General features: G+C 67.2%; 13 protein-coding genes. 8 read left to right on the forward strand and 5 right to left on the reverse strand.

The features are described 5' to 3' along the window. Positions 1–150: 150 nt before the first annotated feature. The 6 genes from ACM0M4_RS25265 (at position 151) to ACM0M4_RS25290 (ending at position 7,249) form a co-directional block, all read left to right on the forward strand. Positions 151–1,605, forward strand: coding sequence for an OprD family outer membrane porin (locus ACM0M4_RS25265; RefSeq protein ID WP_003120938.1), 1,455 nt, complete (start codon positions 151–153; stop codon positions 1,603–1,605). Positions 1,606–1,654: 49 nt separating this feature from the next. After that, positions 1,655–3,250, forward strand: coding sequence for an ABC transporter substrate-binding protein (locus tag ACM0M4_RS25270; RefSeq protein ID WP_003094445.1), 1,596 nt, complete (start codon positions 1,655–1,657; stop codon positions 3,248–3,250). Between the two features lie 67 nt (positions 3,251–3,317). Next, positions 3,318–4,328 carry an ABC transporter permease subunit gene (locus ACM0M4_RS25275; protein WP_003110329.1) on the forward strand — a complete coding sequence of 337 codons (1,011 nt, stop codon included), beginning with the start codon at positions 3,318–3,320 and terminating at the stop codon, positions 4,326–4,328. 11 nt (positions 4,329–4,339) lie between these two features. Further along, positions 4,340–5,251, forward strand: a complete 912-nt coding sequence (locus tag ACM0M4_RS25280; protein ID WP_003112858.1) for an ABC transporter permease subunit — start codon at positions 4,340–4,342, stop codon at positions 5,249–5,251. 52 nt (positions 5,252–5,303) lie between these two features. Continuing rightward, the gene (locus ACM0M4_RS25285) at positions 5,304–6,278 is read left to right on the forward strand and encodes an ABC transporter ATP-binding protein (RefSeq protein ID WP_003094451.1); all 975 of its coding nucleotides are present in this window, start codon (positions 5,304–5,306) and stop codon (positions 6,276–6,278) included. Continuing rightward, positions 6,278–7,249, forward strand: coding sequence for a peptide ABC transporter ATP-binding protein (locus tag ACM0M4_RS25290; protein ID WP_003094452.1), 972 nt, complete (start codon positions 6,278–6,280; stop codon positions 7,247–7,249). Before ACM0M4_RS25285 ends, ACM0M4_RS25290 begins: the two co-directional genes overlap by 1 nt. A 32-nt stretch (positions 7,250–7,281) precedes the next feature. Here ACM0M4_RS25290 and ACM0M4_RS25295 read toward each other — a convergent pair whose 3' ends face one another. After that, positions 7,282–7,914 carry a LysE family translocator gene (locus tag ACM0M4_RS25295; protein ID WP_003123320.1) on the reverse strand — a complete coding sequence of 211 codons (633 nt, stop codon included), beginning with the start codon at positions 7,912–7,914 and terminating at the stop codon, positions 7,282–7,284. A gap of 141 nt (positions 7,915–8,055) precedes the next feature. Between ACM0M4_RS25295 and ACM0M4_RS25300 the strand changes: the two genes are divergently transcribed. Then, positions 8,056–8,529: an Lrp/AsnC family transcriptional regulator gene (locus ACM0M4_RS25300; RefSeq protein WP_003094456.1), complete on the forward strand. Its 474-nt coding sequence runs from the start codon at positions 8,056–8,058 to the stop codon at positions 8,527–8,529. Between the two features lie 4 nt (positions 8,530–8,533). Here ACM0M4_RS25300 and ACM0M4_RS25305 read toward each other — a convergent pair whose 3' ends face one another. From ACM0M4_RS25305 to ACM0M4_RS25315, 3 genes are read right to left on the reverse strand one after another with little or no spacing between them, the layout of a single operon-like run. Beyond that, a complete protein-coding gene (locus ACM0M4_RS25305) occupies positions 8,534–9,463 on the reverse strand; it encodes a biotin-dependent carboxyltransferase family protein (RefSeq protein WP_023090836.1) in 930 nt (309 codons plus the stop codon). Next, the gene (pxpB, locus tag ACM0M4_RS25310) at positions 9,460–10,137 is read right to left on the reverse strand and encodes a 5-oxoprolinase subunit PxpB (RefSeq protein ID WP_016852116.1); all 678 of its coding nucleotides are present in this window, start codon (positions 10,135–10,137) and stop codon (positions 9,460–9,462) included. Before pxpB ends, ACM0M4_RS25305 begins: the two co-directional genes overlap by 4 nt. Then, a complete protein-coding gene (locus tag ACM0M4_RS25315; RefSeq protein ID WP_003112852.1) occupies positions 10,134–10,889 on the reverse strand; it encodes a 5-oxoprolinase subunit PxpA in 756 nt (251 codons plus the stop codon). The genes pxpB and ACM0M4_RS25315 overlap by 4 nt, the downstream gene beginning before the upstream one ends. Positions 10,890–11,018: 129 nt before the next feature. Between ACM0M4_RS25315 and lpxO the strand changes: the two genes are divergently transcribed. After that, positions 11,019–11,918, forward strand: coding sequence for a lipid A hydroxylase LpxO (gene lpxO, locus ACM0M4_RS25320; RefSeq protein ID WP_003094463.1), 900 nt, complete (start codon positions 11,019–11,021; stop codon positions 11,916–11,918). Between the two features lie 298 nt (positions 11,919–12,216). On the opposite strand, the gene ACM0M4_RS25325 is transcribed toward lpxO, so the two are convergent. Then, positions 12,217–14,769, reverse strand: a complete 2,553-nt coding sequence (locus ACM0M4_RS25325; protein ID WP_054380007.1) for a PepSY domain-containing protein — start codon at positions 14,767–14,769, stop codon at positions 12,217–12,219. Positions 14,770–14,933: the final 164 nt, after the last annotated feature.

Raw genomic sequence — 14,933 nt, forward strand, 5'->3', positions numbered from 1 at the left:
TTCCTGCCCGTGTTCCAGAACGGCGCTGCGCGCGTTCCGCCAGGAGCGCTCGCCTCGCCGTATTCGACCGCCGCGCCCAGGCGCGGGCGAAACCGGCGCAAACCTGGTGGGTAAAACAGGTGCCATGACAACAATAAAGGGAGCAATCAGGTGATGAGATACCAACGAGTGACCGGCGCGACGCTGGGACTGGCCTTGATGGCATCGGCCGCGCCAGGCTGGGCGGCGGACGAGCAGGCAACCCCGCCGACCCCGGACAATCCCAGCTACGCCGCCCAGGTGCAGAGCATCCCCAGCGTGGAGAAACCGATCAAGGGCCAGGCCGGCGCCAGCGGGCTGTTCGAGGGGCAGAGCCTGACCCTGACCACCCGCAACTTCTACTCGCGGGAAAACATGAAGGACAGCTTCACCTTCCGCATTCCCAAGGCCGGCGGCGGCTCCCAGCGCATCCACCAGCGCAACGCCTGGGTCCAGGGCACGGTGCTCAAGTACAGCTCGGGCTACACCCAGGGCAGCATCGGCTTCGGCTTCGACGTCGCAGCCTTCAACGAGATCGCCCTGGAGCGCGGCAAGGGCCGCATCGGCGGCGGTGGCAACCGGACCCTGGCGAACAGCGATGGCGAGGCGATCGGCGAGTGGTCCAAGCTGGGCGTCGCCAACATCCGCCTGCGCGCCTCGAATACCGAATTCAAGGCCGGTCGCTTCCTGGTCAACACTCCAGTGTTCAGCTATATCGACAACCGTGCCCTGCCCTCCAGCTTCACCGGCTTCGCCGTGACCAGCGAGGAGCTGGACAACCTCAGCCTGCAGGCCGGCAGCTTCCGCAAGGTCAGCCCGCGGACCGGTTCCGGCGACGAGGACATGACCACCGAGTACGGCACCCGCCAGGTCAAGGGCGACCGCCTGAACTACCTGGGCGGCAACTACAAGCCGCTCGACGGGCTGGAAATCTCCCTCTATGGCTCGCATTTCCAGGACGTCTGGAACCAGTACTACCTGGGCGTGACCCACGACATCGGCGACCTCGAGAACGGCATCGCCCTGCGCACCGCCTTCAACGGCTACCACACCGGCGACACCGGCGCGCGCGAGGCCGGCTACATCGACAACGACACCTGGAGCCTGGCCTTCACTCTCGGCCATCGCGCCCACGCCCTGACCCTGGCCTACCAGCAGGTCGACGGCAACGAATACTTCGACTACGTGCACGAGACCTCGGCGATCTTCCTGGCCAACTCGATGCTGGCCGACTACAACAGCCCCAACGAGAAGTCCGCGCAGATCCGCTACGAGACCGACTGGAGCTACTACGGGGTCCCCGGCCTGAGCACCGGCGTGTGGTACGTGAAGGGCTGGGACATCGACGGCACCCACTACGACGGCGATCGCAACGGTGCCTACGGCAACTACGCCGAGGTGCGCGCCCAGGACGGCGAGAAGCACCACGAGCTGGGCCTGATGGCGGCCTACAAGGTGCAGAACGGGCCGATCAAGGACAGCACCTTCAAGCTCACCTACATGATGCACAAGGCCAGCCAGAACCAGGTCGACGGCAGCGTCAACGAACTGCGCCTGGTCAGCACCTTCCCCTTCAACCTGCTGTAAACCTGCGACAACCGGCGGCCCCGGCGACGGGGCCCACGAGGAGGACCCCATGCTCCATCCGTTGCTCCGACACCTGCCCCTGGCCCTGGCGCTATGCGCCGCCGGCGCGGCCCAGGCGAAGAACCTGGTGGTCTGCACCGAGGCCAGCCCGGAAGGCTTCGACATCGTCCAGTACACCGGCGCGGTGACCGCCGACGCCTCCGCGGAAACCGTGTTCAACCGCCTGCTCGCCTTCCGCCCCGGCACCACCGAGGTGATCCCGGGGCTGGCCGAGCGCTGGGACGTCAGCGCCGACGGACTGAGCTATACCTTCCACCTGCGCCCCGGCGTGAAATTCCATACCACCGACTACTTCAAGCCGACCCGGAGCCTGAATGCCGATGATGTGCTGTGGACCTTCCAGCGCGCCCTCGATCCGAAGCATCCCTGGCATGCCTCGGCGCTGCGCGGCTACGCCTACTTCGACGCGATGGGCATGGGCGAGCTGATCAAGTCGGTGGAAAAGGTCGACGAGCTCACCGTGCGCTTCGTCCTCAACCGTCCCGAAGCGCCGTTCCTGCGCGATATGGCGATGCCCTTCGCGTCCATCTATTCCGCCGAGTACGGCGACCAGTTGCTCGCCGCCGGCAAGCAGGGCCAGCTGAACAACCAGCCGATCGGCACCGGGCCGTTCGTCTTCAAGCGCTACGCCAAGGACGCCCAGGTCCGCTATACGGCGAACCCGGACTACTACGCCGGCAAGCCGCCGATCGACAACCTGGTGTTCGCCATTACCCTCGATCCCAACGTGCGCATGCAGAAGGTCCGTGCCGGCGAGTGCCAGGTCTCGCTGTACCCGAAACCGGAGGACGTGCCGCGCCTGAAGCAGGACCCGAACCTGGCGGTGGACGAGATCGATGCCCTGCTGACCACCTACATTGCCATCAACACCCAGCACAAGCCGCTCGACGACCCGCGCGTGCGCCAGGCGATCAACCTCGCGCTGGACAAGAAGGCCATGCTCGACGCGGTGTTCGGCCCCGGCGCGGCCAGTCCGGCGGTCGGTCCCTATCCCCCGACCCTGCTCGGCTACAACCATTCGATCCAGGACTGGCCGCACGATCCCGAACGCGCCAGGGCGCTGCTCAAGGAAGCCGGCGCGGAAAATCTCAGGATCACCCTGTTCATTCGCAACGGCACCTCGCCTACCATCCCCAACCCCGCCCTGGCGGCACAGATGCTGCAGGCAGACCTGGCCAAGGCCGGCATCCAGCTGACCATCCGTTCCCTGGAATGGGGCGAGCTGCTCAAGCGTTCGAAGGCCGGCGAGCACGACCTGTCGCTGCTTGGCTGGGCCGGCGACAACGGCGACCCGGACAACTTCCTCAGCCCGAACCTGAGCTGCGCCGCCGCCGAGTCGGGTGAAAACCAGGCGCGCTGGTGCGACAAGGACTTCGAGGCGCTGATGCGCAAGGCCCGCGAGGTGAGCGATCCGGCCGAGCGGGCGAAACTGTACGAGCAGGCCCAGGTGGTATTCCACGAACAGGCCCCATGGATACCGCTGGCCTACCCGAAGCTGTTCAACGTCCGGCGGAACACGGTGCAGGGCTACGTGATCAATCCGTTGAGCAACAACAACTTCGCCACCACCTCGGTGAAGCCCTAGAAGAACAAGGACCACAGCCCTGCCGCCAGCGGGGCGCACGGTCCGCGATGAGGAGTTACCCGCCAACATGCTTAGTTTCATTGCACGACGATTGGGGTTGCTGATCCCCACCTTCTTCGGCGTGACGCTGCTCACCTTCGCGCTGATCCGCCTGATTCCCGGCGACCCGGTGGAAGTGATGATGGGCGAACGTCGCGTCGATCCGCAGATGCATGCCGAGGCCCTGCACCGCCTGGGCCTGGACAAGCCGTTGTACCAGCAGTACCTGGACTATGTCGGCAACCTCGCCCAGGGCAACCTTGGAAAATCCATACGCACACATGAGCCTGTCTGGAATGAGTTTCTCACGCTATTTTCAGCCACCCTGGAACTTTCATTCGCAGCAATGCTTTTTGCCGGCACACTCGGCCTCCTAGCAGGAGTGGTAGCCGCACTCAAGCGAGGTTCGATTTTTGACCACGGAGTAATGACAATATCTCTAGCGGGCTACTCAATGCCGATTTTTTGGTGGGGCCTGCTCTTGATCATGCTCTTTTCCGTTTCATTAGGCTGGACTCCTGTTTCTGACCGTATCGGCGTGCTGTATGAGGTGGAGCCGAAGACCGGCTTCATGCTCATCGACACCCTGCTCTCCGACGAGGAAGGCGCGTTCCTCGACGCCGTGCGCCACCTGATCCTGCCGGCCATCGTGCTGGGCACCATCCCGCTGGCGGTGATCGCCCGCATGACCCGCTCGGCGATGCTCGAGGTCCTGCGCGAGGACTACGTGCGCACCGCCCGCGCCAAGGGCTTGTCGCCGGCCCGGGTGGTCTTCGTGCACGCCCTGCGCAACGCGCTGATCCCGGTGCTGACGGTGTTAGGCCTGCAGGTCGGCACCCTGCTCGCCGGCGCGGTGCTGACCGAGACCATCTTCTCCTGGCCGGGCATCGGCAAGTGGCTGATCGACGCCATCAGCGCTCGCGACTACCCGGTGGTGCAGAACGGCATCCTGCTGGTCGCCACCCTGGTCATCCTGGTCAATTTCGTCGTGGACATCCTCTACGGCCTGGCCAACCCACGCATTCGCCACCAACGCTGAGGAGCGAGCCGATGAACGCCATGCACAACGCTCCCGCCAGCGACCCGAGCCTGGTCTACCCGTCCCCGCTGAAGGAATTCTGGCAAGCCTTTACCCGGAACAAAGGTGCCGTCGGCGGCCTGCTGTTCATGCTGCTGATCGTGTTCTGCGCGCTGTTCGCCCCCTGGGTCGCGCCCTACGATCCGAGCGAACAATTCCGCGACTTCCTGCTGACCCCGCCGTCCTGGCTGGAGGGCGGCCAGGCGCGTTTCCTGCTCGGCACCGACGAACTGGGCCGCGACCTGCTCTCGCGGCTGATCCACGGCGCCCGCCTGTCGCTGCTGATCGGCCTGTCCTCGGTGGTGATCTCGCTGGTCCCCGGCATCCTCCTCGGCCTGCTCGCCGGCTTCTCGCCGAACCGTGCCGGGCCGCTGATCATGCGCCTGATGGACATCATGCTGGCGCTGCCGTCGCTGCTGCTGGCGGTGGCCATCGTGGCGATCCTCGGCCCGGGCCTGATCAACACCGTGATCGCCATCGCCATCGTCTCGCTGCCGGCCTACGTACGCCTGACCCGCGCCGCGGTGATGACCGAGCTAAACCGCGACTACGTCACCGCCTCGCGCCTGGCCGGCGCCGGCACCCTGCGACTGATGTTCGTCTGCGTGCTGCCGAACTGCATGGCGCCGCTGATCGTCCAGGCCACCCTGAGCTTCTCTTCGGCGATCCTCGACGCCGCCGCCCTCGGCTTCCTCGGCCTCGGCGTGCAACCGCCGACCCCCGAGTGGGGCACCATGCTCGCCTCCGCCCGCGACTACATCGAGCGCGCCTGGTGGGTGGTCAGCCTGCCCGGCCTGACCATCCTGCTCAGCGTACTGGCGATCAACCTGATGGGCGATGGCCTGCGCGACGCCCTCGATCCGAAACTGAAGAACGCGGCATGAGGAGCACAACCATGAACAGCGCATCCGTATCCGCGCCACAGGAGACCGCCGCATGAGCCTCCTCGATATCAAGAACCTCAGCGTACGCTTCGGCGACACCACCGCCGTGCCCGTGGTCGACGGCCTCGACCTGAGCGTCGACAAGGGCGAGGTGCTGGCCATCGTCGGCGAGTCCGGCTCCGGCAAGTCGGTGACCATGATGGCCCTGATGGGCCTGATCGACGCCCCCGGCTGGGTATCCGCCGATCACCTGCGCTTCGACGGCCACGACATGCTCACCCTCAAGGGCCGCCAGCGCCGGCGCATCGTCGGCAAGGACATGGCGATGGTCTTCCAGGACCCGATGACCGCCCTCAACCCCAGCTACACCGTCGGCTACCAGATCGAGGAAGTCCTCCGCCTGCATCTCGGCCTGCGCGGCAAGGCCCTGCGCCAGCGCGCCCTGGAACTGCTCGAACGGGTCGAGATCCCGGCCGCCGCCAGCCGTCTCGACGCCTACCCGCACCAGCTCTCCGGCGGCATGAGCCAGCGCGTGGCGATCGCCATGGCTATCGCCGCCGAGCCCAAGCTGCTGATCGCCGACGAGCCGACCACCGCCCTCGACGTGACCATCCAGGCGCAGATCATGGAGCTGCTGCTGAACCTGCAGCGCGACCAGGACATGGCGCTGATCCTGATCACCCACGATCTCGCCGTGGTCGCCGAGACCGCCCAGCGCGTCTGCGTGATGTACGCCGGCGAAGCGGTGGAGATCGGCGGCGTGCCGGCGCTGTTCGACCGCCCGACCCATCCCTACACCGAGGCGCTGATCAAGGCGATCCCCGAGCACTGTGCCGGCGAAGCCCGCCTGGCCACCCTGCCCGGCATCGTTCCGGGGCGCTACGACCGCCCGCGCGGTTGCCTGCTGTCGCCACGCTGCCCCTATGCCCAGGAGCATTGCCGCCAGGAGCGGCCGGCCCTGGAGGCACACGAGCGCGGCGCGGTGCGCTGCTTCTATCCGTTGAACCTGCTGAACGAGGTGGCCTGATGGAAACCGTTCTGACCGCCCGTGATCTGACCCGTCACTACGAAGTCTCCCGCGGCCTGTTCAAGGGCCACGCCCAGGTGCGCGCGCTGAACGGCGTATCGTTCGAACTGGAAGCCGGCAAGACCCTCGCCGTGGTCGGCGAGTCCGGCTGCGGCAAGTCGACCCTGGCGCGCGCCCTGACCCTGATCGAGGAACCCACCTCCGGCTCGCTGAAAATCGCCGGGCAGGAGGTCAAGGGCGCCAGCAAGGACCAGCGCCGGCAGTTGCGCCGCGACGTGCAGATGGTCTTCCAGAACCCCTACGCCTCGCTCAATCCGCGACAGAAGATCGGCGACCAGTTGGCCGAGCCGCTGCTGATCAACACCGCGCTGTCGCGCGAGGAACGCCGCGAAAAGGTCCAGCAGATGATGCGCCAGGTCGGCCTGCGGCCGGAGCATTACCAGCGCTACCCGCACATGTTCTCCGGCGGCCAGCGCCAGCGCATCGCCCTGGCCCGGGCGATGATGCTGCAACCCAAGGTGCTGGTGGCGGACGAGCCGACCTCGGCCCTCGACGTGTCGATCCAGGCCCAGGTACTGAACCTTTTCATGGACCTGCAGCAGCAGTTCCGCACCGCCTACGTGTTCATCTCGCACAACCTGGCGGTGGTCCGCCACGTCGCCGACGACGTCCTGGTGATGTACCTCGGCCGACCGGCGGAGATGGGGCCGGCGGACAAGCTCTACGAGAACCCGCTGCATCCCTATACCCGTGCGCTGCTCTCGGCGACCCCGGCGATCCACCCGGACCCGACGAAGCCGAAGATCCGCATCCAGGGCGAACTGCCGAACCCGCTGAACCCGCCGGAGGGTTGCGCCTTCCACAAGCGCTGCCCCTACGCCACCGAGCGCTGCCGCAGCGAGGTGCCCGAGCTGCGCCTGCTCGACCAGCGCCAGGTGGCCTGCCACCACGCCGAGCAATTCCTCGGCTGAGCGCCACGGGGCGCTCGCCGCCCCGCAGCCCTTCAGAGCTGGCGCAGCAGCGCCAGCCTTACCCCGAACCCTATCAACAACCCACCGAAGCCCCACTGCTGCAGGCGCTGTGCCCGCGGCCGGGACGCCAGCCAGCGGCCCAAGCGGCCACCGGCCAGCGCATAGGCGCAGTCGAAGGCCAGGCCAACCAGAACCAGGACCGTACCGAGCGCGGCGAACTGGACGGCCAGCGAACCGGCCCCGGGGCTGACGAACTGCGGCAGCAGCACCGAACAGAACAACAGGGCCTTGGGGTTCAGCAGGTTGGTCAGGAGTCCGCGCAGCAAGGCCCGGCGGTCGGCGTAAGGGACCACCGGCGCGGAGCCCGCGTCGCTGGTCGGCAAGGCCAGTCCGCCACCGCGCAGCATCTGCAGGCCAAGCCAGGCGAGGTAGGCGGCGCCGAGCAAGCGCACCAGGTCGAAGGTCCAGGGAGCGGTACGGAACAGCAGCGCCAGTCCAGTCGCGGCCATCAGCACATGGCAGGCCCGAGCCAGCGCCAGGCCGAGGGCGGTGACCAGCGCCGCGCGACGGCCCTGGCGGGCGCCGGTCTGGAACAGCAGGAGCATGTCTGGTCCGGGCACCAGGTAAACCACCGCCAGGGCAATCAGGAAAGCGCTCGTGTCCATCGTATCGGCTCCAGGAAGGTGACCCGGATAACGATTCTATGCCCGCAAGGCAGGGCAGGTGCTTGCGTTTTCCACCAGCCTATCCATTCTATTTGGCAGTAAATTCCACTCTCTGGAGACTATCCATCCGGATATGCCAAGATGAAACTCGACGCCTATGACCACCGCATCCTCGCCGCCCTCCAGCGCGACGGCCGCCTGAGCAACGTCCAGTTGGCCGAGGAGATCGGCCTCTCCCCGTCCCCCTGCCTGCGCCGCGTGCGCCTGCTGGAAGAGGCCGGGGTGATTCGCGGCTACCAGGCCAGCATCGACCGCGACGAGGTCGGCCTCGGCCTCACGGTGTTCGTCGGGATCAAGGTGGAACGCCACCGCCAGGAGCAGGCCGAGGCCTTCCACCGTGCGGTGGTCGACCTGCCGGAGGTGATCTCGGTGCACCTCGTCTCCGGCGAGTCGGACTTCCTCCTGCAAGTGGTGGTCCCCGACCTGCGCGCCTACGAACGCCTGCTCAGCGAGACCCTGCTGCGCCTGCCCGGGGTCAGCGACATTCGCAGCAACTTCGCGATCAAGACGGTCAAGGCGCCCTCGCCGCTGCCGCTCGGCCATCTGGCCGGCTGAGCGCTCAGCCGCGGAAGAAGCGGTAGAAGCGCAGCAGATCGGCCTGCTGCGTCGCCAGGTCGCTCTCGACGAAGGTTACCTCGCTATGCGCGGGGCTTTGCGCCAGGCGCGAGAGGTCCAGTGGATGGACGAAGCCCAGCAGCGGATAGCCGCCCATGCTCTGGCGGTCGGCCATCAGCACGATGGGTTGGCCATCGGGCGGAACCTGGATAGCGCCCTCCACCACGCCCTGCGACCAGGCGCGCGGCGCCCCGCGCAGTGGCTTGCCGGCCAGGCGGACACCCATGCGATCGGACCGCGGGCTGATTCGCCAGGCGCTGGCGAAGAAGGCTTGCCGGCTGGCTGCGTCGAAGGCCGCCGCATCGCCGCCGAGCAGCACGCGCAAGGGCCGCTGCTGCCGGTAGTCCGGCTGGAAACGCCAGGGCACGCTGGCATCCCACGGACACGCCGCTCCCGCTTCGGCACACGGCAGGCAATCGCCCTCCGCCAGGATCCGGCCATCGCCCTGTAAACCGCCGAGCCCGTCGCGAACCTGGCAGGCGACGCTGCCCAGTACCGGCCTCGCCCGGAAACCGCCGGCGCAGGCCAGGTAGGCACGCTGCCCGGCCTCGGCGAAGCCCAGTTCGATGCGTTGCCCGCGGCGGACCCGGAAGCGACTCCAGGGCAGGCATTCGCGACCGTCCACCGTCAGCGCCAGGCGCGCTCCGGTCAACGCCAGCCAGGTCGCCTCCACCCTGCACTCCAGCACCAAGCCGCCGAAAGCGATTTCCAGCAATGGCGTCCCCCAGGGATTACCGAGCAGACGATTGGCCCAGGCTGCCGCCTGGCGGTCCAGAGGGCCGCCCGGGGATACGCCGAGGTGCTGCCAGCCGCGCCGGCCGTCGTCCTGCAGCAGGCTCTGCGGACCCGCCTTGACGACCCGCAAACCATTCATTCGCGCCCGCCCAGGTCGAGGAAAGCCTCGCGCCCGATGGCGACGAAGCGCACCCGGTCGCCCAGCGCCAGTGGGCACGGAGGAGTGGCGGCCGGATCGAAGGGACGCCACGGACTGCGTCCCAGCAGGTGCCAGCCGCCGGGCGAGGCCTGCGGATAGATCGCCGTCTGCGCCTCGGCAATGGCCAGGCTGCCGGCCGGTACGCGCGCCCGCGGGGTGGCCCGCCGCGGCAGGACCAGGCGCGGATCGAGGCCGCCGAGGTAGGCGAATCCCGGAGCGAAACCGATCGCGCCGACCCGGTATTCGGCCGCGCTGTGCAGTTCGATCACCCCTTCGCCAGTCAATCCGCAGGCAACCGCTACCGTCGCGAGGTCCTCGCCGGCGTACCAGACGGGAATCTCGTGCAGGCGCCCGGCATCCTCGGCGGGGCGCCAGGCGTGCCACTCCGCCAGCAGCGGACCCAGGCGTTCTTCCAGTACCTGCGGGGCGATGCGGTAGGGGTCGTAATGCAGCATCAGGGTGGTCCAGCCCGGCACCAGATCCCTGACGCCTTCGCCGAGCCCCCCGCGCAGACGTCTGGCCAGCTCGGCCAGGCGCACAGACAGGTCCACTTCGGGCTCTTCGGCGAGCGTCAGCAGCAGGGCTTCGGCACCAGCGGGTTCGATGCGGATCACAGGCTGTCCAGGGCCGCGCGCAGGCGCCGGAGGACCGCCAGCGACTGCGGGTTATCGCCATGCACGCAAAGACTGTCGGCGGTCAGGCGCAGCGGGTTGCCGTCGTAGTCGGGGAAGGCTTCGCCGCGGGCGATGGCCAGGGCCTGTTCGATGATCCGCTGCGGATCGTGATGCACCGCGCCGCCAAGCCGCCGCGGCGCCAGCCGGCCGTCCGGCAGGTAGGCGCGATCGGCGAAGGCCTCGAACAGCAGCGGCACGTCGGCCTCGTCGGCCAGTTCCAGCTCGCGGCCGTTGTCGGCCAGGGCCAGCACCATCAGCGGCAGGCCCTTGCGATAGGCGGCGCAGGCGTCGAGCACGGCGCGCAGCAGCTCATCGTCGCCGACCAGGTCGTTGTACAGCGCGCCATGCGGCTTGACGTAGGCCACCTGGGTACCGAGGGAACGGCAGAAAGCGTCCAGCGCGCCGATCTGGTACAGCACCATGGCATGCACCTCTTCGGCAGAGCAGGCCAGCGAGCGCCGGCCGAAGCCGCTCAGGTCGGGATAGGCCGGGTGCGCGCCGATGCTCACGCCATGGCGTACCGCCAGCTCCACCGCGCGCCGCATGGTGAGCGGGTCGCCAGCGTGGAAGCCGCAAGCCAGGTTGGCCTGGTCAACCAGCGGCATGCTGTGGACATCGTCGCCCATGCGCCAGGCGCCAAAGCTTTCGCCCATGTCGCAGTTGAGCAGGATACGCCGGCCGGTGTCGTTCATTGTGCGTTCCTTTCGAGGCCAGGATTACGGAAAAATGAGCGCAGTGCTGGCGAATTAGCGTCAGGTAGCATACTCAGGCACTGAGAACAGGAGTAAATTCTCCTCTTTTGCACCGACGACCTTGCATTCATGAAAGTTCTCATCCTGGCGGCCTATGCGCTGAGCATCCTCTATGTCCATTTCCGCGGCCGGGTACGCCACAAGCTGTCGCGCCAATTGAGCGACCACTCCAGCTTCCTCGCTCCGATCAACTGCCTGATGTACCTGTTCTCGAAGGTACCGAACCGCCCTTACCTGGCACCGCAGACCTTCCCCGAACTGCAGGTTCTGGTCGACAACTGGCAAGCCATCCGCAGCGAGGCGCTGCACCTGCACGACGCCGGCAACATCAAGCGTTCCGAACAGTACGACGATATCGGTTTCAACTCGTTCTTCAAGAGCGGCTGGAAGCGCTTCTACCTGAAATGGTACGACGAGGCCCATCCCTCCGCCGGACAACTCTGCCCGCAGACCACCGCCCTGTTGCGGCAGATTCCCTCGGTCAAGGCGGCGATGTTCGCCGAACTGCCGCCGGGCTCGAAGCTGGTGCGACACCGCGATCCCTACGCCGGCTCGCTGCGCTTCCACCTGGGACTGTTCACCCCCAACGACCCGGCCTGCTTCATTGAGGTGGACGGCGAGCGCTACCACTGGCGCGACGGCGAGGCGGTGGTGTTCGATGAAACCTTCATCCACTACGCGGAAAACGCCACCGAACACAACCGCATCATTCTCTTCTGCGACATCGAGCGGCCGCTGACCCAGGGCTGGGCCACCGCCTTCAACCGCTGGTTCAGCCGCAACGTGATGGCTGCCGCGGCCGCCCCGAACAACGCAGGCGACCGGACCGGCGGACTCAATCGGATCTTCGACAGCCTCTACAAGATCCGCCTGCAGGGCAAACGTTTGAAGAAGCGCAACCGCAAGCTCTACTACCTGCAGAAATGGGGCTTCTTCGCCCTGGTACTGGCTTTCATCCTGTGGATCTGAGGCCTGGCGACGCAAGGCCCCGATAGCTCCGTGGGGCGTATGACACCAACGGCGTCATCCGCCGATACCTCGCCGAAATGGCGGATAACCGCTCTGCGGTTATTCGCCCTACGCCACGGACAACGCGAAGTCCCGATAGCTCCGTAGGGCGCATGACGCCAACGGCGTCATCCGCCGACACCCCGCCGAAATGGCGGATAACCGCTCTGCGGTTATTCGCCCTACACCCCGCAAAGCCCAGCAGTCCCGGCAGTTGGCAACGAAAAGGCTCCCTTGGGAGCCTTTTTCATTCATCCGTTCAGTACACGTCGCGTCGGTAACGTCCTTCGTCGGCCAGGCGTTGCAAGGCCTCCTCACCGAGCACTTCGCGCAGCACCCGGTCGACACCGCCGGCCATGCCCTGCAGGCTGCCGCAGACGTACAAGGCCGCACCCTCGTCAATCCAGCGCCGCAGTTCATCCGCCGCTTCATGCAGGCGGTCCTGGACATAGATCTTCTCCGCCTGGTCGCGGGAGAAGGCCAGCTCCAGGCGTTGCAGCTCACCCCTGGCCAGGGCTTGCTCCAGCTCCGCACGACAGTAGTAGTCGTGGGCGAAATTGCGTTCGCCGAACAGCAGCCAGTTGCGCTTGCGCCCGGCGGCAATGCTGGCGCGCAACAGGCTGCGCAGGCCGGCGAGCCCGGTGCCGTTGCCGATGAGGATCAGCGGCACGTCATCCTCCGGCAGGTGGAAGCCCGCGTTGCGGCGCAGGCGCAGGGTCAGCGCGGCGCCGAGCGGCAGGTACTCGGTGAGCCAGCCGGAGCAGATGCCCAGGCTGCCGTCGGCATGCTGCTCCTGGCGTACGATCAGTTGCAGGTCGCCATCGCTCTGCAGCGACGCGATGGAGTACTGGCGCACGGAAAGCGGAATCAGCGCATCCAGCAGCGCCTGCGGGTGCAAGCCGACCAGGTGTTCGAAAGAGTCCGGCAGCAAGCGCCCAGCCAGGGCCTGCTCCAGGCTCTGCTCGACGCCCTCGACCGCCACCCGCGCCTGGCCGTCCAGGTTATGCCGCTGCAGCCATTCGCGGATGCGCGCGGGCGCCTGGTGCGGGACGATCTCCAGCAGATCGCCGGCGCGCCATTGGATGGCGCTGTTGGCCGGCGCACGCAGGTCCAGCAGCCAGGTCGACTCGCCCTGGCTGCCAGGATTCAGGCACTCCCGCCGCGCTAGCGACCAGACCTCGAAGGCCGGCGCTTCCCAGGCCGCCGGGGCGGCACCGCCGGTCACCTCGGCCAGGCTTTCCTGCCATTGGCGCAGGGCCGCGGCGTCGCCATCATCGACCTCCACCGGGGCGAACAGGCTCCGCGCGCCCTGCCCCTGCAACCAGCCCTGCATGCGCCGGGCGAAGCCGCAGAACTGCTCGTACTGGCGATCTCCCAAGGCCAGCAGGGCGTAGCTCAGGCCATCGAGGCTGGCGGCCTGGCCAAGCACCTTGCGTTCGAAGCCGCGGGCGCTGTCCGGCGCCTCACCGTCGCCGAAGGTGCTGACCACGAACAGCGCCTTGCGCGCCTCGGCGAGTTGCCCGGCATCCAGGCGCGCCAGCGATTCGACCCGCACCGGCAACCCGGCCGCCTGCAACTGGCCGGCGCTCTGCCAGGCCAGTTGCTCGGCAAAACCGCTCTGGCTGGCGTAGCCGATCAACCAGGGCTCGCCGCTGGCGCCGGCGCTGCCGCCCAGGTCGGCGCGGCTCGCCCGTACCGCGCGTTTCTTGCGCCGGCGGTCGAGGTAGAGCAGCCAGCCGGTGATGAAGAACAGCGGCATCGCCAGGCTGGCGAGCATCATCAGGATGCGTCCGGCCATGCCGAAATAGCTGCCTACGTGCAATGCATAGACGCTGGCCAGCAACTGGCTGCCGAAAGAACGGTCGCTATAGCGCTGGTCGCTTTTCACCTGGCCGTTGGCCGGGTCCAGGGTCAGGGTGTTGAAGGCACGCTCGTGCGGCGCGTCGGTCAGGCGATAGAACACTGTCGCCGGCTGGCCGCCCGCCGGCGGCAGGCGCAGGTTGTAGGCCTGCAAGCGGTCGCCGCCGGCCTGGCGGATGCTGTTCCATACCGCCGCGTAGTCGACCACCAGCGGAGCCGCATCGGCCGGGCGCTCGCCACGTCCGCCCGGCTTGCCGCGCTGCGCCTGCTGGCCGGCGGGCGCGTCGTCGAGCAGTTTGAACAGGCCGTTGCGGTACCACTCGTAGGACCAGTACAGGCCGGTCAGCGCAGCCAGCAGGTAGAGCGCCAGGCACCAGGTGCCGGCCACGGCATGCAGGTCCCAGTTGAAACTGCGCCCCTTGCGCGACCAGTCGAGGGTCAGCCAGGCGCGCCAGTCGAAAACCTTGCGCGGCCAGCGCAGGTAGAGACCGGACAGGCAGAAGAAGATCAGGATCAGGGTGCAGGCGGCGGTGACCTGCTTGCCGTACTCGCCCATGGCGAGGAACCGGTGCAGTTGCATCATCAGGTTGAAGAAACCCTCGCCGCGTGGCTCGCCGACGAAAGCCCCGGTGTAGGGATCGATCCAGCGCGACTCGCCGCGGCGCTGTCCCGGCGGCGGGGTATAGAAGATCCGCCCGGCCTTGTCGCTGTCCATCTCGACCCAGACGAAGGCCACTTTCCGCCCCGGCTCGGCACCTTCGATACGGCGCACCAGTTCGTCCAGCGGCAGCACACCCTCGGGGCGCTTCTGCACCACCAGCACGTCAGGGTTGAGCGCGCGCATCAGCTCGTCCTGGAACGACAGGGTCGCTCCGGTGACGCCCATCAGCGCCAGCACCAGGCCAGCGCTGATGCCGAAGAACCAATGCAACTGGAACCAGACTTTCTTCACAGGATCACCTTCACGGCCGCCGCGCGGCAACAACGGGACTACACCGACGCCAAGCGCCGGTCAGACGACACGAGGACGTCGGCGGGCAATTCTATTTGATAATCAGTTGCGATAAAGTCGAATTAACGTTCTTTACGCTCTATTTACCCACCTGGATGCGGGAA

Origin of the sequence: Pseudomonas sp. 18-147 (assembly GCF_051048045.1) — a bacterium.
Taxonomy (GTDB): Bacteria; Pseudomonadota; Gammaproteobacteria; order Pseudomonadales; family Pseudomonadaceae; genus Pseudomonas; species Pseudomonas aeruginosa.